The sequence below is a fragment of the Klebsiella sp. 2019SCSN059 genome (assembly GCF_021739525.1).
GTDB lineage: Bacteria > Pseudomonadota > Gammaproteobacteria > Enterobacterales > Enterobacteriaceae > Klebsiella > Klebsiella quasipneumoniae.
This window is the reverse complement of sequence record NZ_JAKKOM010000036.1, coordinates 1-23459: the sequence shown is the minus strand read 5'-3', so window position 1 is coordinate 23459 and position 23459 is coordinate 1. Positions and strand designations below refer to the sequence as shown.

The 23459-nt window shown below is 58.7% G+C and carries 22 protein-coding genes and 1 tRNA gene; 6 read left to right on the top strand and 17 right to left on the bottom strand.

All coding sequences use genetic code 11. The features are described 5' to 3' along the window. The first annotated feature begins 188 nt into the window (after window positions 1–188). Together ulaG and ulaR are read left to right on the top strand one after the other, a co-directional pair. Entirely contained in the window at window positions 189–1253 is a 1065-nt protein-coding gene (ulaG, locus tag L2I46_RS24745) for an L-ascorbate 6-phosphate lactonase (RefSeq protein WP_236948294.1), read from the top strand. Between the two features lie 107 nt (window positions 1254–1360). Continuing rightward, window positions 1361–2116, top strand: a complete 756-nt coding sequence (gene ulaR, locus L2I46_RS24740) for an HTH-type transcriptional regulator UlaR (protein WP_004206453.1) — start codon at window positions 1361–1363, stop codon at window positions 2114–2116. Here the strand turns inward: ulaR and yjfP are convergent. Further along, window positions 2113–2829 carry an esterase gene (gene yjfP / locus L2I46_RS24735; protein WP_236948293.1) on the bottom strand — a complete coding sequence of 239 codons (717 nt, stop codon included), beginning with the start codon at window positions 2827–2829 and terminating at the stop codon, window positions 2113–2115. The genes ulaR and yjfP overlap by 4 nt on opposite strands. Before the next feature lie 209 nt (window positions 2830–3038). On the opposite strand from yjfP, the gene bsmA reads away from it, so the two are divergent. Together bsmA and yjfN are read left to right on the top strand one after the other, a co-directional pair. After that, complete coding sequence (bsmA, locus tag L2I46_RS24730; protein ID WP_023291718.1) at window positions 3039–3347, top strand: biofilm peroxide resistance protein BsmA; 309 nt, start codon at window positions 3039–3041, stop codon at window positions 3345–3347. Between the two features lie 137 nt (window positions 3348–3484). Next, on the top strand, window positions 3485–3760 hold the full coding sequence (yjfN, locus tag L2I46_RS24725; protein WP_004206450.1) for a DUF1471 family protease activator YjfN: 276 nt from the start codon (window positions 3485–3487) through the stop codon (window positions 3758–3760). On the opposite strand, the gene L2I46_RS24720 is transcribed toward yjfN, so the two are convergent. From L2I46_RS24720 to L2I46_RS24695, 6 genes are all read right to left on the bottom strand, one after another. After that, the gene (locus L2I46_RS24720; protein ID WP_101862388.1) at window positions 3751–5388 is read right to left on the bottom strand and encodes an isovaleryl-CoA dehydrogenase; all 1638 of its coding nucleotides are present in this window, start codon (window positions 5386–5388) and stop codon (window positions 3751–3753) included. The two genes, yjfN and L2I46_RS24720, sit on opposite strands and share 10 nt — an antisense overlap. A gap of 124 nt (window positions 5389–5512) precedes the next feature. Further along, window positions 5513–6244, bottom strand: a complete 732-nt coding sequence (rlmB, locus tag L2I46_RS24715) for a 23S rRNA (guanosine(2251)-2'-O)-methyltransferase RlmB (protein ID WP_002885669.1) — start codon at window positions 6242–6244, stop codon at window positions 5513–5515. A gap of 79 nt (window positions 6245–6323) precedes the next feature. Continuing rightward, window positions 6324–8762, bottom strand: coding sequence for a ribonuclease R (rnr, locus tag L2I46_RS24710; protein WP_023291716.1), 2439 nt, complete (start codon window positions 8760–8762; stop codon window positions 6324–6326). 36 nt (window positions 8763–8798) lie between these two features. Next, the gene (gene nsrR, locus L2I46_RS24705) at window positions 8799–9224 is read right to left on the bottom strand and encodes a nitric oxide-sensing transcriptional repressor NsrR (RefSeq protein ID WP_002885667.1); all 426 of its coding nucleotides are present in this window, start codon (window positions 9222–9224) and stop codon (window positions 8799–8801) included. Window positions 9225–9374: 150 nt separating this feature from the next. After that, window positions 9375–10673, bottom strand: coding sequence for an adenylosuccinate synthase (locus tag L2I46_RS24700; RefSeq protein WP_012543110.1), 1299 nt, complete (start codon window positions 10671–10673; stop codon window positions 9375–9377). A 102-nt stretch (window positions 10674–10775) separates the two neighbouring features. Beyond that, entirely contained in the window at window positions 10776–10973 is a 198-nt protein-coding gene (locus L2I46_RS24695; RefSeq protein WP_002885664.1) for a DUF2065 domain-containing protein, read from the bottom strand. Between the two features lie 223 nt (window positions 10974–11196). Here L2I46_RS24695 and L2I46_RS24690 point away from each other — a divergent pair, with 223 nt between their 5' ends. Next, on the top strand, window positions 11197–11487 hold the full coding sequence (locus L2I46_RS24690) for a hypothetical protein (RefSeq protein ID WP_023291715.1): 291 nt from the start codon (window positions 11197–11199) through the stop codon (window positions 11485–11487). A gap of 83 nt (window positions 11488–11570) precedes the next feature. On the opposite strand, the gene hflC is transcribed toward L2I46_RS24690, so the two are convergent. The 9 genes from hflC to nnr form a co-directional block, all read right to left on the bottom strand. After that, window positions 11571–12575: a protease modulator HflC gene (hflC, locus tag L2I46_RS24685; RefSeq protein ID WP_004192484.1), complete on the bottom strand. Its 1005-nt coding sequence runs from the start codon at window positions 12573–12575 to the stop codon at window positions 11571–11573. A gap of 2 nt (window positions 12576–12577) precedes the next feature. After that, window positions 12578–13840 (bottom strand): FtsH protease activity modulator HflK, encoded by a 1263-nt coding sequence (gene hflK / locus L2I46_RS24680; protein WP_004206443.1) that lies wholly within the window; start codon window positions 13838–13840, stop codon window positions 12578–12580. 65 nt (window positions 13841–13905) lie between these two features. Next, on the bottom strand, window positions 13906–15186 hold the full coding sequence (hflX, locus tag L2I46_RS24675) for a ribosome rescue GTPase HflX (protein ID WP_004146725.1): 1281 nt from the start codon (window positions 15184–15186) through the stop codon (window positions 13906–13908). Between the two features lie 75 nt (window positions 15187–15261). After that, complete coding sequence (hfq, locus tag L2I46_RS24670) at window positions 15262–15570, bottom strand: RNA chaperone Hfq (protein ID WP_002885659.1); 309 nt, start codon at window positions 15568–15570, stop codon at window positions 15262–15264. Between the two features lie 92 nt (window positions 15571–15662). Continuing rightward, window positions 15663–16613 carry a tRNA (adenosine(37)-N6)-dimethylallyltransferase MiaA gene (gene miaA / locus L2I46_RS24665; RefSeq protein ID WP_004206442.1) on the bottom strand — a complete coding sequence of 317 codons (951 nt, stop codon included), beginning with the start codon at window positions 16611–16613 and terminating at the stop codon, window positions 15663–15665. Beyond that, window positions 16606–18465, bottom strand: coding sequence for a DNA mismatch repair endonuclease MutL (gene mutL, locus L2I46_RS24660; protein ID WP_049014177.1), 1860 nt, complete (start codon window positions 18463–18465; stop codon window positions 16606–16608). The genes miaA and mutL overlap by 8 nt, the downstream gene beginning before the upstream one ends. Window positions 18466–18475: 10 nt before the next feature. Beyond that, window positions 18476–19831 carry an N-acetylmuramoyl-L-alanine amidase AmiB gene (gene amiB / locus L2I46_RS24655; RefSeq protein WP_236948292.1) on the bottom strand — a complete coding sequence of 452 codons (1356 nt, stop codon included), beginning with the start codon at window positions 19829–19831 and terminating at the stop codon, window positions 18476–18478. Between the two features lie 16 nt (window positions 19832–19847). After that, a complete protein-coding gene (gene tsaE, locus L2I46_RS24650) occupies window positions 19848–20309 on the bottom strand; it encodes a tRNA (adenosine(37)-N6)-threonylcarbamoyltransferase complex ATPase subunit type 1 TsaE (RefSeq protein ID WP_032454629.1) in 462 nt (153 codons plus the stop codon). Then, the gene (gene nnr, locus L2I46_RS24645; protein WP_236948291.1) at window positions 20302–21813 is read right to left on the bottom strand and encodes a bifunctional ADP-dependent NAD(P)H-hydrate dehydratase/NAD(P)H-hydrate epimerase; all 1512 of its coding nucleotides are present in this window, start codon (window positions 21811–21813) and stop codon (window positions 20302–20304) included. Before nnr ends, tsaE begins: the two co-directional genes overlap by 8 nt. Before the next feature lie 13 nt (window positions 21814–21826). Here nnr and queG point away from each other — a divergent pair, with 13 nt between their 5' ends. Next, entirely contained in the window at window positions 21827–22966 is a 1140-nt protein-coding gene (gene queG / locus L2I46_RS24640) for a tRNA epoxyqueuosine(34) reductase QueG (RefSeq protein WP_032454627.1), read from the top strand. A gap of 270 nt (window positions 22967–23236) precedes the next feature. Here the strand turns inward: queG and L2I46_RS24635 are convergent. After that, window positions 23237–23312, bottom strand: a tRNA-Gly gene (locus tag L2I46_RS24635). Window positions 23313–23459 lie beyond the last annotated feature (147 nt).

Genomic DNA, 23459 nt, shown 5'->3' with positions numbered 1-23459 from the left:
TAAACATTTCAAATCATAGAGATAAAAATTAAATCAAGGCGCGTAAGCTGCGGAAAAGGCGGGAGAATATGCGCGTCAGCTCGCAAAACCAATGGAAAACATGATTGCAATCCTGGAAGGACAGTGACAACATAAATCAAAACCAATCAAATACTGATTACTTTTGAAAATGCATGAGGAAGACCGCGATGAGTAAAGTACAGACCATCACCCGTGAATCCTGGATCCTGAACACCTTTCCGGAATGGGGCAGCTGGCTGAATGAAGAGATTGAGCAGGAGCAGGTTGCGCCCGGCACCTTCGCCATGTGGTGGCTGGGCTGTACCGGCATCTGGTTGAAATCCGAAGGCGGCGCCAACGTCTGCGTCGATTTCTGGTGCGGCACCGGCAAGCAGAGCCACGGCAATCCGCTGATGAAAACCGGCCATCAGATGCAGCGGATGGCAGGGGTGAAGAAGCTCCAGCCCAATCTGCGCACCACCCCGTTCGTGCTCGATCCGTTCGCCATTCGCCAGATTGACGCGGTCCTTGCGACCCACGATCACAACGATCATATTGACGTCAACGTCGCCGCCGCCGTCATGCAGAACTGCCCGGCCAATGTGCCATTTATCGGCCCGAAAACCTGCGTCGATATGTGGATCGGCTGGGGCGTGCCGAAAGCGCGCTGTATCGTCATGAAGCCCGGCGATGTCGTGAAAATTAAGGACATCGAGATCCACGCGCTCGACGCATTCGACCGTACCGCGCTGATCACCCTCCCGGCGGATCAAAAAGCCGCCGGCGTGCTGCCGGACGGGATGGACCAGCGCGCGGTCAACTATCTGTTTAAAACACCGGGCGGCAACCTGTACCACAGCGGCGATTCCCACTACTCCAACTACTACGCGAAGCATGGCAACGAGCATCAGATTGACGTCGCCCTCGGCTCGTATGGCGAGAACCCGCGCGGGATCACCGACAAAATGACCAGCGCCGATATCCTGCGCATGGCAGAGTCGCTCAGCGCGAAGGTGGTGATCCCGTTCCACCATGATATCTGGTCGAACTTTCAGGCCGATCCGCAGGAGATCCGCGTCCTGTGGGAGATGAAAAAAGATCGTCTGAAGTACGGCTTCAAGCCGTTTATCTGGCAGGTCGGCGGCAAATTTACCTGGCCGCTGGATAAAGACAATTTCGAATATCACTACCCGCGCGGCTTCGACGACTGCTTCACCATCGAGCCGGATCTGCCGTTCAAATCCTTCCTGTAAACCGCCTCCGGCAGGCCCTGCCTGCCGGAAATACCCCGCCTGAGGGTTAGTATTTTCACATGATTTCAAATATCATCTTTGCCGTTCACTTTTAATCGGATTCGCTCATGACGGAAGCGCAAAGGCACCAAATTCTGCTGGATCTGCTCGCCCAAACGGGGTTTGTTACCGTAGAGCAGGTGATGTCGCGGCTCGGGATCTCACCCGCAACGGCCCGACGTGATATCAACAAGCTGGATGAAAGCGGCAAACTGAAAAAGGTACGCAATGGCGCGGAAGCCATTAGCGAGCAGCGCCCCCGCTGGACGCCGATGAACATCCACCAGGCGCAGAATCTGGATGAAAAAGTGCGTATTGCGCGCGCCGCTTCGCAGCTGATCGCCCCGGGTGAGAGCATCGTCATCAACTGCGGTTCCACCGCCTTTCTGCTGGGGCGTGAACTGTGCGGCAAACCGGTGCAGATCATCACTAACTATCTGCCGCTGGCCAACTACCTGATCGACCAGGAACACGACAGCGTGATTATCATGGGCGGGCAGTACAACCGCAGCCACGCCATCACCCTCAGCCCCCACGGCAGCGAAAACAGCCTCTATGCCGGGCACTGGATGTTTACCAGCGGCAAGGGGTTAACCGCCGAGGGGTTATACAAAACCGATATGTTGACCGCCATGGCCGAGCAGAAAATGCTCAGCGTGGTCGGCAAGCTGGCGGTGCTGGTCGACAGTAGCAAGATCGGCGAGCGCGCCGGGATGTTATTCAGCCAGGCCGGGCAAATTGACGTAGTGATCACCGGCAAACAGGCCGATGCCGCGATCCTCAAGCAGCTTGAGGACCAGGGCGTCAGCGTGATCCGCGTTTAAAGATGCTGCTGGAAAAAGGCGACCGTCGTGGCCAGCGCCTCCGGGGTGATGCGATGGCGGACGCCTTTCTGCCAGACGCAGGTCAGCCTGGCGGCAAGATCGCCCTGCCTGAGCGCCTGCTCAAGCCGGAAGGTCTCTGCCGGCGGCACCACGTCGTCGGCATCGCCATGCCAGAGCAGCAGCGGCCGCCGGGCGAGCGACGCCAGCTGATGACTGACATCCCACTCGCTGAGGCTGTCGCCATCAAAGCCAGGCGAGGGAAACAGGGTTTGCGACAGCGAACGAAAATAGCCCGACCCCATCAGGCAGGCGACGCTGTTCAACTCGGGATGATGCGTCATGATACCCAGGGCCGTCATTCCCCCCATCGACGCCCCCGCCACCGCCAGTCGCTCTCCTTCCAGCCAGCCTTCGGTGATAATCGCCTCGCGCAGCGCGGGAAACTCTCTGAAATTCTGCTGCAGGATCGGCCAGAAGCGCTGCATCCGCCCGGTATCATCACCGTGATAGCGCGCGCCATGCTCCGGCGCGTCCGGCATAATCACCCGGAAACCCGCCTGGGCCAGCGCCACCGCAAAGTAGCTGTAAACCAGTTTTGACGAGGTAAAGCCATGATAAAAGACGATACAGGGCAGTGGCTTATCCAGACTCTCCTGCGGGCAGGCATGCAAAATTTCGCCACCGCCGAGGTTGCGCATTTCGAGTGCAATCATTTATCGTCTCCCTTCTCTATTGTGGTTAGGCGGCATGGGAAAATGCATTCACCAGGCAACCCCGTTTGCTACGATTCATAATGTTGAGAACCCGGTTACGCTTTCACAACATTTTCATTCGAAAATCGCGTCAGAGATAACAGTTCGGGAACATTCCCCGGAAATCTTGTTAAGGCTACCACTACACTATCACTATCAGGAAACGAGATATGGTTATGCGCAGGTTTTGTCCGTGGTTACTGGCTATCGTCCTCAGCGGGTGTAGCGCTCTGCAGGGAACGCCGGAAGCCCCGCCGCCCGCCACCGACCATCCGCAGGAGATCCAGCGCAACCAGACGGCTGGCCTGCAGAAAATGGCCACGGTGAGCGTACTGATGTACGGTTCGCCGATGGATGTCGAAGCGGCGCTGAAGGCCAAAGCAGAAGCGGCCAAAGCCGATTACTACGTCATCATTATGATCGATGACACCATGGTACCCGGCCAGTGGTATTCGCAGGCGATCCTCTATCGTCGATGACGAGACGGCGTCTTTAAATCTGCTTTACACAGCTTTGCGTCCATTCACGTTCTCCTGTGCATAATAACGTTCGGCCAGCCACCTGGCAGGACGTTAGCAACGGACTGCCCTTGGGACTACGTGAAATGGAGCTGACGATGAAACGATCTTTTACCCTATCCAGCCTGCTGTTAACCACTGCGACGGCCAACACCTCCGCGCAGTCAGCCGAATTCGCCAGCGCGGATTGCGTCACCGGCCTGAATGAAATCGGTCTGATCTCCGTCGCTAATCTTTCCGGCAGCCAACAGGATGTGGAGCACGCCATTGCCCGCAAAGCGGACGAGCAAGGCGCCTCCTGGTATCGCATTATTCAGATGTACGAGGAACAACAGCCGGACAGCTGGCGCGTGCAGGCCATTCTCTACGCCTGAGGCGCCTGGCGCCCCCGCCCCATGGCCCGCAGCAGCAGGTCGTCGAGGGTCGGCGCGTCAAGACGTATGCCGCCGCGCGTGTCGAGCATCATCCGGCACCAGGCTTCGGCCAGCGGCGGCGAAGCGAAACGCAACATCTGCGCTCCCGCCCCCAGACGATAGACCAGCCGGGCAATCTCTCTGCCCTGCTCTTCTGCGGGTCGTTTCAGCAATTGCTGCAGCTGACGCCATGCGCGGTCGAGATGGCGGTTCTGTCCTTTCACCTCCGCACACTCCGCGGCCAGCAGCTCCATCGCCGCCGGCTGCTTGCTCAGCACCCGCATCACATCGAGGCACATAATATTGCCGGAGCCTTCCCAGATGCTGTTGACCGGCATCTCGCGATACAACCGCGGTAGCTCACTCTCCTCGCAATAGCCGATCCCTCCCAGGACTTCCATCGCCTCAGCGACGAACGGGATGCCGGCCTTGCAGATGGCAAACTTGGCCGCAGGCGTAAACAGACGCGCCCAGGCGCTTTCCCGGGCATCATCCCGACAGTCCCAGGCCCGCGCCAGACGAAACAGGAACGCGGTTTGTCCTTCAAGACGGAGCGCCATTTGCCCCAGCAGCTGGCGCATCATCGGTTGATCGACCAGATTTTTACCGAACGCCTGGCGCTGTAACGCATGATACAGCGCCACCGAGAAGGCCCGGCGCATCAGGGCATGGCTACCCAGCGCGCAGTCAAAGCGGGTCAGGCCGCCCATCCTGAGGATCTGCCGCACGCCGTCGCCCTCATCGCCCACCAGCCAGCCGCAGGCGTCATAAAACTCCACTTCGCTACTGGCGTTGGAGCGGTTGCCGAGCTTCTCTTTTAAGCGCTCCAGCCGCACGCCGTTGCGCTGTCCGTCGGGCAGCAGGCGCGGCACAAAGAAGCACGACAAGCCCGCAGGCGCCTGGGCCAGCACCAGGTGGGCATCGCTCTGCGGCACCGAGAAGAACCATTTGTGTCCCACCAGCCGGTAAAACCCTTCGGCCGTTTTCTCCGCGCGGGTGGTATTGCTCAGCACATCGGAGCCCCCTTGCTTCTCGGTCATCCCCATGCCAATCAGCAGGCCGCGCTTCTGGCCGCCCGGCGCGAGGTGGGGATCGTAACGGTCGCTCAGCAGCGGCGACAGCCAGTCGCCAAAAGGCGCAGGCAGGGCGTGCTGCAGCAGAGGCGTCGCGGCGAAGGTCATGGTAATCGGGCACAGCGTTCCGGCCTCTACCTGGGCGTGGAGCAGAAAGCGAGCGGCGCGCGCGACAAACGCGCCTTCACGGGCCTCCTCCTGCCAGGCGAGATTATGCACCCGGTTCGCGCACAGCCCCTGCATCAGCAGGTGCCAGGCGGGGTGGAAGCGAACGTCGTCCAGTCGGGCGCCGGTGGCGTCATAGCGCAGCAGCTCCGGCGGGTTGCTGTTGGCCAGGCGTCCCAGCTCCAGCGATTCTGCGGTCCCCAGCTGCTGGCCAATGCTGGCGAGCAGATCGCCATCCCAGCCGGCGCCTTCACGGACCACCGCTTCACGTAGGGCGGTATCAGACAGGAACAGATTGCTGTTATTCAGCGGGGTCGGTTGATTAAAAACGGTGTGCGTTTGCCAGTGCATCGTGTCTCCCTCCATCAATGGCGATAACCATAAGTATGGTTATCCAGGGAGATACTCGCCCGCGAGAGCGGTCACAAAAAAGCCATCCCGGAGGATGGCTTTTCAGTTCCGTCAGCGGATCAGCTTAGCTGCGCTGGCGTACCGCCTCAAACAGGCAGATGCCAGTGGCCACCGAGACGTTCAGCGAGGAAACGCTGCCCGCCATCGGGATGCTGATCAGCTCATCACAGTGCTCGCGGGTCAGGCGGCGCATACCTTCACCTTCCGCGCCCATCACCAGCGCCATCGGCCCGGTCATTTTGCTCTGGAACAGCGTATGGTCGGCTTCACCTGCGGTTCCGACGATCCAGACGTTCTCCTCCTGCAGCAGGCGCATGGTGCGCGCCAGGTTGGTGACGCGGATCAGCGGGACGTTCTCCGCCGCGCCGCAGGCCACTTTCTTCGCCGTCGCATTCAGCTGCGCGGAACGATCTTTCGGCACAATCACCGCGTGCACGCCGGCAGCATCGGCGCTGCGCAGGCAGGCGCCGAGGTTATGCGGATCGGTCACGCCGTCAAGGATCAACAGGAACGGCTGATCGAGCTGCGCCAGTAGATCCGGCAGATCGTTCTCCTGATACTGACGCCCCGGCTTCACGCGGGCAATGATCCCCTGGTGTACCGCGCCTTCGCTCTTCTCATCGAGGAACTGGCGGTTGGCCAGCTGAATCACCACGCCCTGCGCCTCCAGCGCGTGGATCAGCGGCAGCAGGCGCTTATCCTCACGGCCTTTCAGAATATAAACTTCCTGAAAACGCTCAGGTGCGCGCTCCAGCAGTGCCTGCACCGCATGGATGCCGTAAATCATTTCACTCATTGATGTACTCGTTTTAGGTTCTGTTATCCGCCCTTCACCCCGTCCTGCGTCAGCAGACTTCAGAGTGAAGGGTGGTCAATCACTCGGCGCTCTTCTTCTTTGCCGCGCGCTTGGCTTTGGTCGCGGCGGCGATTTTCTGCGTTTTCGCCGACGGTTTTTTCGCTTTCTTCTCGCCTTTCGGCTTCGCTTTCGCCTGGTCTTTTTCTTTGCGGAACGCGCTGTCCGGCTCGAAGTTCACCTGCTTACCAACCTGACGACGACGGCCGCCCGGTTTGCCGGAGGTGCTCTTTTTCGCTTTCTCACGGGCGGTTTTGCCGACATTACGCGGCGCGCGCTCGCTGGAGATCAGGGTAAAGTCGATTTTACGCTCGTCCATGTTGACCGCTTCCACACGGACTTCCACGCGGTCGCCCAGGCGATAGGTCTGCCCGCCGGACTCGCCGATCAGACGCTGCCCCACCTGGTCGAAACGATAGTAGTCGTTATCCAGGGAGGAAACATGCACCAGGCCGTCGATAAACAGATCGTTGAGACGAACAAAGAAGCCAAAGCCGGTCACGCTGGCGATAACCCCGGAGAAGATATTGCCTACCTGATCCTGCATGAAGTCACACTTCAGCCAGTCGGAGACTTCGCGCGTCGCTTCATCGGCGCGACGTTCGGTCATCGAGCAGTGCTCGCCCAGCTGCAGCATCTCTTCCATGCTGTAGTGCCAGCCGCCGGTCTCCGTGCTATTGCCTTTATGCCCCTGCTCTTTAGCCAGCAGATATTTGATGGCGCGGTGCAGCGACAGATCCGGGTAACGACGGATCGGCGAGGTGAAGTGGGCATAGGACTGCAGCGCGAGGCCAAAGTGGCCGCGGTTTTCCGGATCGTAGACCGCCTGCTTCATCGACCGCAGGAGCATCGTCTGCAGCATTTCCGCATCCGGGCGATCGGCGATGGAGGTCAGCAGTTCGGCGTAATCGCGCGGCTCCGGCTTGTTGCCGCCCGGCAGTTCCAGACCCAGCTCCGCCAGCACGCTGCGGAACGCGGTAATCGCCTCGGTGCTCGGCTTATCGTGAATACGGAACAGCGCCGGCTCCTGCGCCTTCTCAACGAAGCGCGCAGCGGAGATGTTCGCCAGGATCATGCACTCTTCAATCAGCTTGTGCGCATCGTTACGCTGGGTCTGTTCGATACGCTCGATACGGCGCTCGGCGTTGAAGATGAATTTAGCTTCTTCACTTTCAAATGAGATACCGCCGCGCTCTTCGCGGGCGCCATCCAGCACCTTGTAGAGGTTATGCAGTTCTTCAATATGCTTCACCAGCGGCGCGTAGTGCTCACGCAGCTCCTGGTCGCCCTGCAGCATATGCCACACCTTGGTATAGGTCAGGCGAGCATGTGAACTCATCACCGCTTCATAGAATTTATAACCGGTCAGACGGCCTTTTGACGAAATCGTCATCTCGCACACCATGCACAGGCGATCGACCTGCGGGTTCAGCGAGCACAGACCGTTAGACAGCACTTCCGGCAGCATCGGCACCACCTGCGACGGGAAGTAGACCGAGGTTCCGCGGCTGCGCGCTTCAGCGTCCAGCGGCGTCCCCGGACGCACGTAGTAGCTGACGTCGGCAATGGCTACCCACAGGCGCCAGCCGCCGCCGCGTTTCTTCTCGCAGTACACCGCGTCATCGAAGTCGCGGGCATCTTCGCCGTCAATGGTGACCAGCGGCAGGGAGCGCAGATCGACGCGCCCGGCTTTCGCCTCTTCCGGCACCTGCTCTTTCAGGCCGGAAACCTGGTTTTCTACCGCCGGCGGCCAGACGTATGGAATTTCATGGGTGCGCAGCGCCATATCGACGGCCATGCCGGTACCCATGTTGTCGCCCAGCACTTCGACGATTTTCCCCACGGCTTTGGTGCGACGGGTCGGGCGCTGGGTCAGCTCGACCACCACCACGTAGCCCATCCGCGCGCCCATAATCTCTTCCGGCGGGATCAGGATATCGAAGCTCAGGCGACTGTCGTCCGGGACGACGAAACCGACGCCAGCGTCGGTAAAGTAGCGGCCAACAATCTGGCTGGTTTTCGGCACCAGGACGCGGACAATGCGCGCTTCGCGGCGGCCCTTGCGGTCCGCGCCCAGCGGTTGGGCCAGCACCTGGTCGCCATGAATACAGGTTTTCATCTGCTCTGACGACAGATAGAGATCGTCTTTGCGCCCTTCAACGCGCAGGAAACCATAGCCATCACGGTGGCCGATAACGGTTCCTTTGAGGAGATCAAGGCGCTCCGGCAGCGCATAGCACTGACGGCGGGTGAAGACCAGTTGACCGTCGCGCTCCATCGCGCGCAGGCGGCGGCGCAGCGCTTCGGTTTGCTCTTCGCCCTCGATATTTAACTCGATGGCCAGCTCATCGCGGCTGGCAGGCTTTTCCCGTTTGGTTAAATGTTCGAGGATAAATTCCCGGCTCGGGATTGGGTTCGCGTACTTCTCAGCTTCGCGTTCCTGGAATGGATCTTGTGACATATCGGTTCCTCCGTTGTCATCTCCGGCAGAGTGGCGTCACTCCACCAGCAATAATTTATAAAGCGGTTGATTCTTCTCAACCAAATCAGCCAGCGTATAGTTATCCAGTTCCTTGAGAAAACTCTGCGCGGCTTCAGCTAGCGCCTGTTTCAAACGACAGGCTGGTGTAATGTGGCAAAACTCGCTGCTGCAGTTGACCAGCGATAAGGGTTCAAGGTCGCGCACCACGTCACCGACGCGGATCTGTCCTGCTGGTTTGCCGAGGCGAATGCCCCCGTTCTTCCCCCGCACGGCAGTTACGTAGCCCATGCGACTTAACTGATTGATTATTTTAACCATATGATTACGGGAGACGCCATAGACCTCGGTCACTTCCGAGATACTGGTCATCCGTCCTTCCGGCAGCGACGCCATATAAATCAGCGCCCGTAGTCCGTAATCGGTGAAACTCGTTAACTGCACATAAACCTCAGGGAAAAGAAAACAGGGTATGTCGAGCGACATCATTATTATTGATGATAAACCAGCCAGCGCTCAGGCCGCTAATTTATTTAAAATGGGGCGGGCGAACAGCAAAAACAAGGGCGCCCGAACGGCGCCCCTTGCGAGTGATTATGCGTCGAACGGGTCGCGCAGAATCATGGTCTCGGTACGGTCTGGACCGGTAGAGATGATATCAACCGGAACGCCGGTCAGCTCTTCAATACGCTGAATGTAGTTCAGCGCTGCCTGCGGCAGGCCGCTGCGCTCTTTCACGCCGAAGGTGGTTTCAGACCAGCCCGGCATGGTTTCGTAGATAGGCTCGATACCTTCCCAGTTGTCGGCTGCCAGCGGAGTGGTGGTCACTTCGCGGCCATCCGGCATACGGTAGCCAACGCAGATTTTCACTTCTTTCAGGCCGTCGAGGACGTCCAGTTTAGTCAGGCAGAAGCCGGACAGGGAGTTAATCTGCACCGCGCGACGAACCGCGACGGCGTCCAGCCAGCCGGTACGACGACGACGACCGGTGGTGGCGCCGAATTCGTTACCCTGCTTGCAGAGGAACTCGCCGGTTTCATCAAACAGCTCGGTCGGGAACGGACCCGCGCCTACGCGAGTCGAGTAAGCTTTGATGATACCCAGAACGTAATCCACATAACGCGGGCCCAGGCCGGAGCCGGTCGCCACGCCACCGGCGGTGGTGTTGGAAGAGGTTACGTACGGATAAGTACCATGGTCGATATCCAGCAGCGTGCCCTGCGCGCCTTCGAACATCACGAAGTCGCCACGTTTACGCGCCTGATCCAGCAGGTCGGAAACGTCCACCACCATGCCGGTCAGGATGTCGGCAATCGCCATCACATCGTCCAGCACTTTCTGGTAGTCAACGGCTTCTGCTTTGTAGAAGTTCACCAGCTGGAAGTTGTGATATTCCATCACTTCTTTCAGTTTATCGGCGAAGGTTGCTTTATCGAACAGATCGCCAACGCGCAGACCGCGACGAGCGACTTTATCTTCGTAAGCCGGGCCGATGCCGCGACCGGTGGTGCCGATAGCCTTCGCGCCGCGCGCTTTTTCACGTGCCACGTCCAGCGCCACGTGATAGTCAAGGATAAGCGGGCAGGCTTCAGAGAGCAGCAGACGCTCGCGAACCGGGATACCACGGTCTTCCAGGCCCTTCATCTCTTTCATCAGCGCAGCCGGAGACAGCACGACGCCGTTACCGATGATGCTGGTGACGTTTTCACGCAGAATGCCTGATGGAATAAGATGGAGAACGGTTTTTTCACCGTTGATTACGAGAGTATGGCCGGCGTTGTGACCACCCTGGTAGCGCACAACATATTTAGCCCGTTCTGTCAGGAGATCGACGATCTTCCCTTTACCTTCGTCACCCCATTGGGTGCCCAGTACGACGACGTTGTTACCCATTTTTCAAAATCACCGTTTGCTTAAAAATGGATTCTACCATCGCTTTTTCAGAGTTACAGCACTTTTTGCATCCAAAATAAGGCAAATCCGACCACTTTTTGATCAGCCAATCGATTTCCTCAACATGTAGTAGATCACAATCCCGGCAACCACAAGTCCGCCGCCAAAGCGCCGCAATAAATTATCCGGGAGCTGGCTCAGGCTGGCGACCATCTTGCGCCAGGCGCGCGGATAAAGTAGCGGGCCAAGCCCTTCGAGTACTAAAACCAGCGCCAGCGCCAGCCAAATGGTGGAGTTCATCGTCAACCCTAATTGAAAAGTATCATCGCCGCCTTCGCAGGCGTCATCGGCCAGCACAGTGAATTCATTCACTCATTTCACATTGTCCCGTATTTCAGCTTCATTATGAACCAGCAAAGTGAAACATAATTCACAACCAATTGTATTGATGGATATTTTTTAAACTGTAACTATGCCGTCGCGTACTACAACCCGGTACGTCTACATAATCAGGAAGATTATCATGAGAGAATTAACCGCATTTGAAATCGAAAATGTGAGCGGCGCAGGTTGGTTACAGGATGGCCTGGCCTCCTTAGGTAGTAAGGTCGGCGCCGCCGTATGGACGATGGGCACCGATGCCCTGAGCATCAACCTGCCGCTGCTTGGCACCATTAATCTGGCCGATCTGGCGCCGGACCTGGGCAAAACCCTGGGCGAAAGCGTTGGCTCATCTATCGGCGGCACCATCGAGAGTACGCTGGCGAGCCTGCCGGTGATCGGTGGCCTGCTGAACAAGCTGCTCGGCAACTAATTCACGCCGTCGTAGCATAAAAAAAGGCGCCTGTCTCAGGCGCCTTTTTGCATTAACCACTGTAGGTTACTGTCATCTTCGACTTATTTACGCACCGAATCCGGTGAACGCATATAGCGGAAGAAATCGCTATCCGGGCTCAGGACCATGACATCCTGATTGCTCTGGAAGCTCTTCTCATAGGCGCGCAGGCTACGAATAAAGGAATAGAAGCCCGGATCCTGGCTGAACGCGTCGGCAAACAGTTTTGCCGATTCCGCATCGCCTTCACCACGCAGGATACGGCCCTGGCGCTCGGCTTCCGCCAGCGTCTTGGTGACTTCATAGTCCGCGGTCGCGCGCAGTTTTTCCGCCTCTTCCTGACCCTGTGAACGGTGGCGACGAGCAACCGCTTCACGCTCCGCGCGCATACGGTTGTAGATCGCTTCCGACACTTCCGCCGGCAGGTTGATCTGCTTGATACGCACGTCGACGACTTCAATACCCAGCGCCGCCATACTGTTCGGGTTGATCACCTGCACTTTGCCGTTGGTTTCAGCTTCCACGCGCTCTGCCGCTTTGGCAATCGCGTCGTCAGCTGCCGGCGTGCTAACCTCGTCTTCCGTACCGGCCGACCCTGAGTTCAGCGCATCACGCACTTCCAGCGTCAGGCGGCCACGGGAGTCGGTGACGATGTCTTTCACATCCAGACGGCCGATTTCAGAACGCAGACGGTCCGAGAATTTACGCTTCAGCAGCACCTCTGCCTGGGAGACGTCGCCGCCGCCGGTGGCCAGGTAGTAACGGCTGAAGTCGCTGATGCGCCATTTAATATAGGAGTCGACGATCAGGTCTTTCTTCTCTTTGGTGACAAAACGGTCAGCCTGGTTATCCATGGTCTGAATACGCGCATCCAGCATTTTCACCGATTCGATAAACGGGATCTTGAAGTGCAGGCCTGGCGCGTATACCAGCGGCTTGTTTTCGTCGTCGCGCAGAACTTTACCGAAACGCAGCGTGATACCGCGCTCGCCCTCCTTCACGACAAAGACTGACATGTAGAGCACTACCAGCACGATGACAATGATCGCGATAACAGATTTACGCATCGTTATTCCCCCTGACGCTGGTAGTCGTTACGCTGCGCGTTAGCGCGGCGTTGGTCCATAATGCTACCCCCGGTTGAGCTCGAGGTTGATGAGGTGCTGGCGCTGCCAGTGCTGGATGCAGGCGGCAGACGCAGCAGATCGCTGGCGTCACTGCTATCGCTCTTTGCTGCCGGCGCAGCGGCGCCTTTCAGCATCTGGTCCAGCGGCAGAACCATCAGATTGCCGTTTTTGCTGTCATTAACCAGCACTTTACGGGTGTGGCTCAGCACTTTTTCCATCGTTTCGATGTACAGACGCTCGCGGGTAATCTCCGGCGCGGCTTTGTATTCCGGCAGGATCTTAGCAAAGCGAGCCACTTCACCCTGGGCTTCCAGGACGGTCTGGGTCTTATAGGCGCGTGCCTCTTCGAGGATACGCTGCGCCTGACCATTCGCGCGCGGCTGGACTTCGTTGGTGTAAGCCTCCGCTTCACGAATGTACTGCTGTTCGTTCTCACGCGCGGCAATGGCATCGTCAAACGCGGCTTTCACCTCTTCCGGCGGACGTGCCGTCTGGAAGTTGACGTCCAGCAGAGTGATGCCCATGTTGTACGGGCGAATCGTCTCTTCCAGCTCACGCTGAGTATCGCTACGGATCACGGTACGACCTTCGGTCAGAATGCGATCCATGGTGTATTTACCGATCACCCCGCGCAGCGCGCTGTCGGTGGCCTGACGCAGGCTGTCGTCCGCGCTGGTGACGCTAAACAGATAGCGCTCCGGATCGGTGACGCGGTACTGCACGTTCATCTCAACGCGCACCACGTTTTCGTCAGAGGTCAACATGACGCCGGACGCCGCCAGTTCACGTACCGACTCCACGTTTACTGCCTGCACGTTATCGATAAAGGTCGGCTTCCAGTTCAGGCCCGGCTCAACCAGATGGCTGAACTTACCAAAACGGGTGACCACGCCGCGTTCGGCTTCTTTAATAGTATAGAAACCGCTGGCCGCCCAGATAATCACTGCCGCCGCGGCAACGATGCCGACAATACGCCCGCCCATCGGTCCGCGAGGTCCCTGCGCGCTATTGCCGCCGCCCAGTCCGCCCTTGCCGCCGCCGAGCCCGCCAAGTTTTTTACTTAACTTGCGGAAGATATCATCCAGATCCGGCGGCCCCTGCTCGCGACCGCCTTTGTTGCCATTTCCCTCAGAGTTGCCGCCAGGTTTGCTGCTCCCCCACGGGTCGCGGTCCTGTCCGTTATTACCGGGCTGATTCCACGCCATGTATATGCTCCATATTTGTTTTTGATATCCCCACAGGGGTCAATATCTTCAGGCAAGCTGCAAGGTCAAACCACATAGTCAACAAGCGTTGGCTCTTGCTTACAGAGGCGCCGCCAGTCAACGATCGGCATGCGCACCTGCAGACTCACGCTGCCGTCATCCTCCATCCACTCTTTTTCTATCGCCTGAAGCTGATAGAAACGGCTTCTCAGTCGCCCTTCTTTCGGCGGTAAGCGCAGCGTATGCTGGGCCACTTCACCGGAAAGGCGCTCCGTTAACGCCTGAAAAAGCAGTGGTACGCCAACCCCGGTCTGAGCGGAAAGCCAGACCCGAATCGGTTTATTTTCATCGTCGCGATCGATGCGCGGTTCAAAATCGTCCAGCATGTCGATTTTGTTCATCACCAGCAGCGCCGGGATCTCATCGGCCTCAATTTCAGCGAGAACCGTATTTACCGCATCAATGTTTTCCTGCACGCGGACATCCGCCGCGTCAATCACATGCAGCAGCAGCGTCGCCTGACGCGTCTCCTGCAACGTCGCTTTAAACGCGGCCACCAGATCGTGCGGCAGGTGGCGAATAAAGCCGACGGTATCGGCCAGCACCGTTTCGCCGACGTCAGGGACGTCAATGCGGCGCAACGTCGGGTCCAGGGTCGCGAACAGCTGGTTCGCGGCATAGACCTCGGCGGCGGTGATCTGGTTAAAGAGCGTTGATTTTCCGGCGTTGGTGTAGCCCACCAGCGACACGGTTGGAATATCGGCTTTCGCGCGCGACCGCCGCCCCTGCTCACGCTGTTTTTCGACTTTTTCCAGCCGCGACAGGATCTGCATGATGCGGTTACGCAATAAACGACGGTCAGTTTCGAGCTGGGTTTCACCCGGGCCACGCAAACCGATCCCGCCCTTTTGTCTTTCAAGGTGGGTCCAGCCGCGGACAAGGCGGGTCGCCATATGGCGCAGCTGCGCCAGCTCGACCTGCAGTTTCCCTTCATGGGTGCGCGCGCGCTGAGCGAAAATATCTAAAATAAGACCGGTACGATCGATAACCCGGCATTCGCACAGGCGTTCCAGGTTGCGTTCTTGCGCCGGACTCAGGGCATGATCGAAGAGCACGACCGAAGCGCCGGTCGCTTTAACGGCTTCCGCAATTTCGACTGCCTTACCTTCACCAACAAAATACTTCGGGTGCGGTGCTTTACGGCTACCGGTAATCACCTGCATTGCTTCGACACCGGCGGAAGAGGCCAGAGTTTCAAACTCCTGGAGGTCTTCCATATCTTTGTCTTGCGAAAAATAGATGTGTACCAGTACCGCCTGCTCACCGGCGTCATAACGGTCAAACAAGCGTAAACCCCTTATAAAATACCAGCGGGGAACGCAGAAAACCTGGCTCCCCGGCGTGGAAAAACAGCACTAGCCTTATTCGGCGTCGTCGCTGTCTTGTTGTGGCGCAGAAGAGCCCTGCGCGCTACCACCGTGGTGATAGTTACTGGAACCGCCGCCAGCATTGTTGCTGTGGTGAGACACCGGGCGAGACGGGACAACAGTAGAAATTGCGTGCTTATAGACCATCTGGCTGACCGTGTTCTTCAACAGGATCACGAACTGATCGAAAGACTCAATTTGCCCTTGCAGCTTGATACCATTCACCAAATAAATAGAAACCGGAACGCGTTCCCGACGCAAAGCGTTCAGGAACGGATCTTGTAAAGATTGCCCCTTAGCCATTCTCTCTTTTCCTTATATGTATGCTTGTTTTGTACTCAGAACCTTACGATTCTCAAAAAAAATTACGCACGATACCGTTTAATTGTACACGTTCAGTTCTGGCTCGCACCAACAACCTGTAATACTTTGTTGAGCGCTTGTTCAGGTTGTTCACTGTCTAACCAGTGCACACCTTCCCAACCGCGCAGCCAGGTGACCTGACGTTTGGCTAACTGTCTCGTGGCGCAAACACCTCGATAAACCATTTCATCATATGGGATCTCGCCATTGAGATATGACCACATCTGGCGGTATCCGACACAACGGATGGAAGGCATATCCGTATGCAAATCTCCGCGGGCAAAAAGCGCCCGTACTTCTGCTTCAAAACCTGAAGCTAACATCTGATGAAAACGCTGTTCTATGCGTTGATGGAGCAGTTCACGGCTCGCCGGGGCGATGGCGAACTGATGCACCTGATATGGCAGAGCGTCTCCTGACGTTTGCGTCAGTTCCGTTAAAGTTTTACCCGAAATGAAAAAAACTTCCAGTGCCCGGGAAAGCCTTTGCGGATCATTTGGATGAATACGCGCAGCCGCCACGGGATCGATCTCCTGTAACTGCTGATGTAACGCGTTCCACCCCTGCTCTGCGGCCTGTTGCTCAATCCGCGCTCTGACCTCTGGGTCAGCGGACGGTAAGGGCGACAATCCTTCCAGCAACGCTTTGAAATACAACATCGTCCCGCCGACTAACAGCGGAATTCGCCCGGCGGCGACAATTTCCGCCATCGCCGCCAGCGCATCGCGGCGAAAATCCGCCGCGGAATAGGCCTCTGCAGGATCCAAAATATCCAGCAGCCGGTGCGGCGCGGCGCTCAGCTCTGCGGCATCCGGTTTGGCGGTGCCAATATCCATTCCCCGATAAATGAGGGCGGAATCAACACTAATCAACTCTACTGGCAAAACTTTACGTAAGGCTATCGCCAGCGCGGTTTTGCCGGAGGCCGTCGGGCCCATTAAAAAAATTGCCTTGGGCAGGCTCGCCTCGGTTACATCATTCATCTTTCAGGGCATTCATCGCCGAATGGAGATCTACAGGTTGTAACAGGCCACCCGGCGGCGTTCTCACCAGCTGCGGGCAAAGACGCTCAACGTCCGCCAGCAGCGCAATCGCCTGCGCCATATTCCATGACGTCTGTTCGCTCGTCAGATTACGCGCCATCCATTGGGCGATATTGCCGACGTCGAATGCGTTTTGCTGCGCCAGGTAGCCTATCAGTTCAGGAATCAAGATTTGTAAATTTTGTTGTCTTAAGGGTAAAGGGACCGCGCGCACCGTCACGTGCAGGGCATCGGTATGCATATCGATCCCCAGCTGCGTCAGCGCCGACTGCGCGGCGGCCAGCGCCTGTTTTTCCCCTTCCGTCACTTTTAACCGCAGGGGGATCAACAGCGGCTGGGCACAGACGGCCTCTGCTCCCGGGGTTAACTGCGCCTGGCGCAGCCAGCGCTCGGCAACGGTCAACGACAGCAGCGCCAGGCCGCCCTCGCGCTCCAGCAGCGCGCAGTCGCGGCTCACAATCGTCAGCACTCTGCCAAAGCTCTGGCTGTGACCGGCCAGTTCCGCCGTGGCCGGAGTCTGTAACGCGGGCTTTGGCGCCGTTGGCGTGTCGAGCAACTGACGATAAAGCGCCCCTTGCTGCTTCTGGTAACCCGGCTGCGCGTGCGGCCAGCTCGCGCCGCCCGGCCTGCCGCTGGAGGCCGCAGACTCACGCGATGGCGTGATGCTGAAACGGGTTGCCGGTTCACGCGCTTCCGACGGCCGCGCAAACTGGTTGCCGCCCGCCGCGATCCGGTTCTCCGGCATCGCACGGGGCGCCGGCGGGTCGTCTTTTTCCGCCAGCGGCGCGTCAAGTTGCTGCTGCAGCACGCTCAGTACGCCCTGGTAGATAAAGTCATGCACCAGGCGCGACTGATGGAAACGCACCTCATGCTTAGCCGGGTGGACGTTCACATCCACCTGATGGGGATCGATCTCCAGATACAGCACAAACGCCGGCTGCTGATCGGCCCCCAGTTTGTCTTCACAGGCCTGGCGGATAGCGTGGTTGATCAGCCGGTCGCGCATCATCCGCCCGTTAACATAGCAATACTGAATTTCCGCCAGCGCAGGGGTGGTATGCAGCGGATCGGCGACCCAGCCGCGCAGGGTCAGATCGCCATGCTGCCACTCAATCGCCAGGGCATGTTCAAGAAAGGCGGCGCCACAGATGGTTCCCAGCCGCCGCTCCCGTTGGCCATCCTGAGCGACTGCCCGATACTGGCGCATCACCTTGCCGTTATGGCTGAGGTTGATGGTGACGTCGAAGCGCGCCAGCGCAATGCGGCGGACCACCTCGTCAATGTGGCCGAACTCAGTCTTTTCGGTACGCATAAATTTGCGCCGCGCCGGGGTATTGTAGAACAGATCGAGGACTTCCAGGGTGGTGCCGACCGGGTGCGCCGCCGGCTTCACCGTCACCGCCTGATCGCGGCCTTCGGCATACGCCTGCCAGGCTTCCTGCTGTTCCGCCGTGCGCGAGGTGAGCGTCAGACGCGCCACCGAGCTAATACTGGCCAGCGCTTCGCCGCGAAAGCCGAGGCTGATAATGGCTTCGAGATCGTCGAGCGAGGCGATTTTGCTGGTCGCGTGGCGAGCCAGGGCCAGCGCCAGCTCGTCTTTTTTGATGCCGCAGCCGTTATCGCGAATGCGAATGAGCTTCGCGCCGCCGCGTTCGATATCAATATCAATTCGCGTGGCGCCCGCATCAAGGCTGTTTTCAACCAGCTCTTTCACCACCGACGCGGGCCGTTCCACCACTTCGCCGGCGGCAATCTGGTTGGCGAGCTGCGGCGGCAGAACCTGAATCGGCATCCCCTGCTCCTTAGTTAATCAACATCCCGCCTGGCGCTGCGGCGCTGGCGGTCTGCGCCGCCTCGCCGCGAGGCGCCGACTGCAGCGGATGCTGCATAAAGTAGTTGCGCAGACCGTTGTAAATCGCCTCCGCAATCTGCTCCTGGTAATCATCGCTCCCCAGCAGCCGTTCTTCCCCGTTGTTACTGATAAAGCCTGTTTCCACGAGGATCGACGGAATGTCCGGCGAGCGCAGTACGCCGAGGCTGGCATGCTCAGGACGGCGCTTATGCAGATTGCCAATCCGCTGCAGCTGGCTGAGCACGTTGGTCGCCACATCGTAGCCGACGCGCTGGGAGTGACCGAACTGCAGATCCAGCACCGCCTGGCTCAGGTAGGGATCGGCCTGGCTGTTCGCCAGCACATCGCCCGCGCCGCCGAGCAGTTCAGACTGCTTCTCATGCTGCTCCAGCCAGCCGGCCATTTCACTGTTGGCGCGACGGTTCGAGAGCACCCATACCGAGGCGCCGGTGGCATCGCGGTTTGGCGCGGCGTCGGCATGGATTGAGACGAGGAAGTTGGCGTTTTGCTTACGCGCCACATCCGAGCGCCCCATTACCGAAATAAAGTAATCCCCGTCACGGGTCAGCACCGGTTTAAACTGCGGATCGGCGTTCAGCAGCGCCCGCAGCTTGCGCGCGATAGCGATAGTCACGTTCTTCTCTTTGGTGCCATTCGGACCAATCGCGCCAGGATCCTGACCGCCGTGCCCGGCGTCGATGGCGATAATCACCTTATCCTGCGCCGACACCGTGCGGGCCGCCGGACGGGTCACGGTCTGATTGTTGGTCATCGCCGGCTGAGAGGGGGTCATCACCGTCTGCCGATCGTGGCCCGACGAGCTAAACGGATTGCGTCCCGCCGTCGCCGTCCGGGAAGGCATTACCGGCGGCGGGTCGGCCCGTTTCACCACCACAGGAGGCGGCGGCGGTGGCGGCGGCACGTCGGCGTTGATGGTAAAGACCACCGTGTAATTCGCCCCGTTCTGCTGCTTCACCGCCCGGGTTTTGCCATCTTCCGTCAGATCCACCAGCAGACGCAGCGTCTGCGTATCCTGCGGCGTACCGGCGCGAATACTCTTCACCAGGTTGCTGCCGCTAAATTTCAGCGGCAGTCCCTGCAATACGCCGGTCTGCTTGATATCCAGCGCCACCAGTCGTTTGCCCTGCGGGGTAAAGGAATACTCCGGTTCACCGACAAAGCTAAGAGTAATACGGGCCTGCTGGTCTCCGTTGGAGACCTGGATATCGGATAAACTCGCCGCAGTGGCGTGAAGACTCGACAGCATCAGCGCAGCGGCAAGCCAGGTGGTTATGCGATACTTCATCCCGTCATCCTTCAGGCTAAATGGCTAAACGCGCCAGTAAAGATTCACCCCGTGAGGAGATCGCGGTCATGCGCGCCTCACGCCCTTGTGCCTGGTAATCAAGGTGAATTTCAACGTCCGGGTCAGGCAGGACACCTGCGCCTTGCTGCGGCCATTCCACCAGGCAGATGGCATCGTCGGCAAAATAATCGCGGATCCCCATAAATTCCAGCTCCTCAGGATCCGCCAGGCGGTAGAGATCGAAGTGATACACCATCAGTTTGTCGAGGGTGTACGGCTCCACCAGGGTATAGGTTGGGCTTTTGACATTGCCGCGGTGACCGAGCGCCTGTAAAAAGCCGCGGCTAAAGGTGGTTTTCCCCGCGCCTAAGTCACCATACAGGTAAATCACGGTGGCGCCGGTACAGGCCTGCGCAATACGGTCGCCCAGGGCCAGCGTGGCCTGCTCATCGGGTAAAGGAATCACTCGGTTAATCATGGTCTACGTCAATCACATCCGGGTTAACAACACGCCTGAGCGTGGAAAAGAGATCGGTCGCCAGCATGCCGCGGGTGCCCTCGCGGGCGGCCAGTCGGTCGGCGGCATCGCCATGCGCGACGCACCCGGCACAGGCAGCATCATACGGCGTCAGGTGCTGTCCTAACAATGCGGCGATAATGCCAGTGAGCACATCGCCCATTCCGCCGCTGGCCATCCCGGCATTGCCGGCGTCGATAATGCCCATCGCCCCGCTTTCACTGGCCACCACCGTGCCCGCGCCTTTCAGCACGACCACGCCGCCATACCGTTTTACCAGACGCTGCGCAGAAAGTAAGCGATCGTTTTCAATTTCTGCCACGCTGACGTTCAGCAGACGGGCCGCTTCGCCGGGGTGCGGCGTCAGCACGCGATTGTGACGTTTATCGGGATTGAATGCCAGCAGGTTCAGCGCGTCTGCGTCCCAGACCATCGGTTTGTTAACACTTTCCAGCATGCGCAGGGCGCTGCGTCCCCACTCGTTCTGCCCCAGGCCCGGGCCAATCGCCACCACATCCGCCCATTCCAGCGCGGCTTTCAGGGTCTGCGGCGTCAGTTCATCCACCATTAATTCCGGCCGGGCGGTGACAATGGGCGCCACGTTCTCAGGGTGAGTGAGTACTCGCACCAGCCCTGCGCCGGCGCGTAAAGCCGCTTCACCGCACATGCGAATCGCGCCTGCCGTGCCGCGATCGCCGCCGACGATCGCCAGCTTGCCGTGATCGCCCTTATGGGAGGTAGCCCGGCGCGGCGGCAGCCAGTCGGCAAGGTGGGCGGCGCAAAATCGCGTCAGGGGAGTACTTTGTCCGGCGAGCCAGCGCTCAAGCCCCAGCGCATGATGGTGGAGCTGCCCGACGACATCCCGCGCCTTGCCGGTCAGCAGCCCCGGCTTGAGCGCAATAAACGTCAGCGTATGGTCGGCCTGAATGACCGCCCCCGGCGTCGCGCCGGTCTGCGCATTCAGGCCGGAAGGGATATCCAGAGCCACCACCGGCGCAGGATGGTGGTTCGCCTGGTGGATGAGCGCCGCGATGGATTCGCGCGGCGCACTGCGCAACCCGGTGCCAAGCAGGCCATCAATAATCAGTGAGATATCGTCTGGCCAGGGGACAGTGGCCGCATGGATCACGCCGCCGGCGTTAAGCCATGCCTCCCGCGCCGCCTGCGCCTCTTCCGGCAGCGGGTTGTCACTCTCCACCGCCAGCAGCGTCACCCGCCGCCCGGCGGCCTGGGCCAGACGCGCGACGACATATCCGTCGCCGCCGTTGTTGCCATGCCCGCAGAGGATCAGCCAGTGCGCGCTGTCAGGAAAAGCGCGGCTGGCCAGCTGGAACGCCGCCTCGCCCGCGCGCTGCATCAGTTCAAACAGCGTCAGTCCCAGGCTGTCCGCCGCCTCTCGTTCGGCCAGGCGCAGCGCCTCCGCAGGCCAAATGTTGTATGGTATACTGTCAGGGTTTTTCGTCATTGTATGGTCCATCATGTCACAGCCCCTCGATCTCGTTCAGTTAGCGCAACAAATCAAACAATGGGGCACAGAGCTCGGGTTCCAGCAGGTCGGTATCGCCGATACCGACCTTAGCGCCAGTGAACCCAAACTGCAGGCATGGCTGGATAAACAATACCACGGCGAAATGGAGTGGATGGCCCGTCACGGTATGATGCGCGCCCGCCCCCACGAACTGCTGCCCGGTACGTTACGCGTCATCAGCGTGCGGATGAACTATCTGCCCGCCAACGCCGCCTTTGCCCGCACCCTGAAAGATCCCGCGCTGGGTTACGTCAGCCGTTATGCCCTTGGGCGTGATTATCATAAGCTGCTACGTAATCGCCTGAAAAAACTGGGTGAGAAGATTCAGGAACAGTGTGCTTCGCTCAATTTTAGACCTTTTGTCGATTCCGCGCCTATTCTGGAGCGGCCCATCGCAGAAAAAGCGGGCCTTGGATGGACAGGTAAGCACTCACTTATCTTAAGCCGCGACGCCGGATCCTTCTTTTTCCTCGGCGAACTGCTGATTGACCTGCCCCTGCCGGTCGACAGCCCGGTCGCGGAGGAGTGTGGACGCTGCGTCGCCTGCATGACCATCTGCCCCACCGGGGCCATCGTCGAGCCCTATACCGTCGACGCCCGCCGCTGCATCTCCTATCTCACCATCGAACTGGAAGGCGCGATCCCGGAGGAATTCCGTCCGCTCATCGGCAACCGGATCTATGGCTGTGACGACTGCCAGCTCATCTGCCCGTGGAACCGTTTCTCACAGCTCACCGATGAAGAGGATTTCAGTCCGCGCCAGGCACTGCATGCCCCGCCGCTGGTGGAGCTGTTCGCCTGGAGCGAAGCGTGGTTTCTGAAGGTGACCGAAGGGTCGGCGATTCGTCGCATTGGTCACCTGCGCTGGCTGCGTAATATCGCCGTCGCGCTGGGTAATGCGCCCTGGGATGAAGCCCATCTTCGCGCGCTGGAGAGTCGCCTGGGCGAGCACCCGCTTCTCGACGAACACATTGAGTGGGCGATGGCCCAGCAGCTGAAAAAACGGAGCGCCGACGCCGTTGAAGTACAGCTGCCGAAAAAATTACGTCTGGTCAGGGTGGTAGAGAAAGGGCTGCCGCGCGACGCCTGATTCATTCACAGGCTGTGAATAAAATCTAAAACACATTGCGTTTCAAGGCGCAGACCGAGGTCAAGTGATCGAATTAACATTTCGAAATGAAATTTAATTGTTAAATTTCAATTAGATATAAAGATATTATTTACAAAGCGAAGCATTTACGCCGTCAGAGACGAAACGACAACCTGTGGATAACTCTGTTCACAGTATTTCTGCAGACCAAACGAAAATCATCCCCGGCGCTGGATTGCACTGTGGATAAATAAGAGATGGAAGAAAATTTGGAGCGGGAAACGAGACTCGAACTCGCGACCCCGACCTTGGCAAGGTCGTGCTCTACCAACTGAGCTATTCCCGCTTAATCATCGTCATTCAAGCTACTGTGTAGCAACCTGAAAACTGCGACTGGTGTGGTGTGTCATTCAAATTTTGGAGCGGGAAACGAGACTCGAACTCGCGACCCCGACCTTGGCAAGGTCGTGCTCTACCAACTGAGCTATTCCCG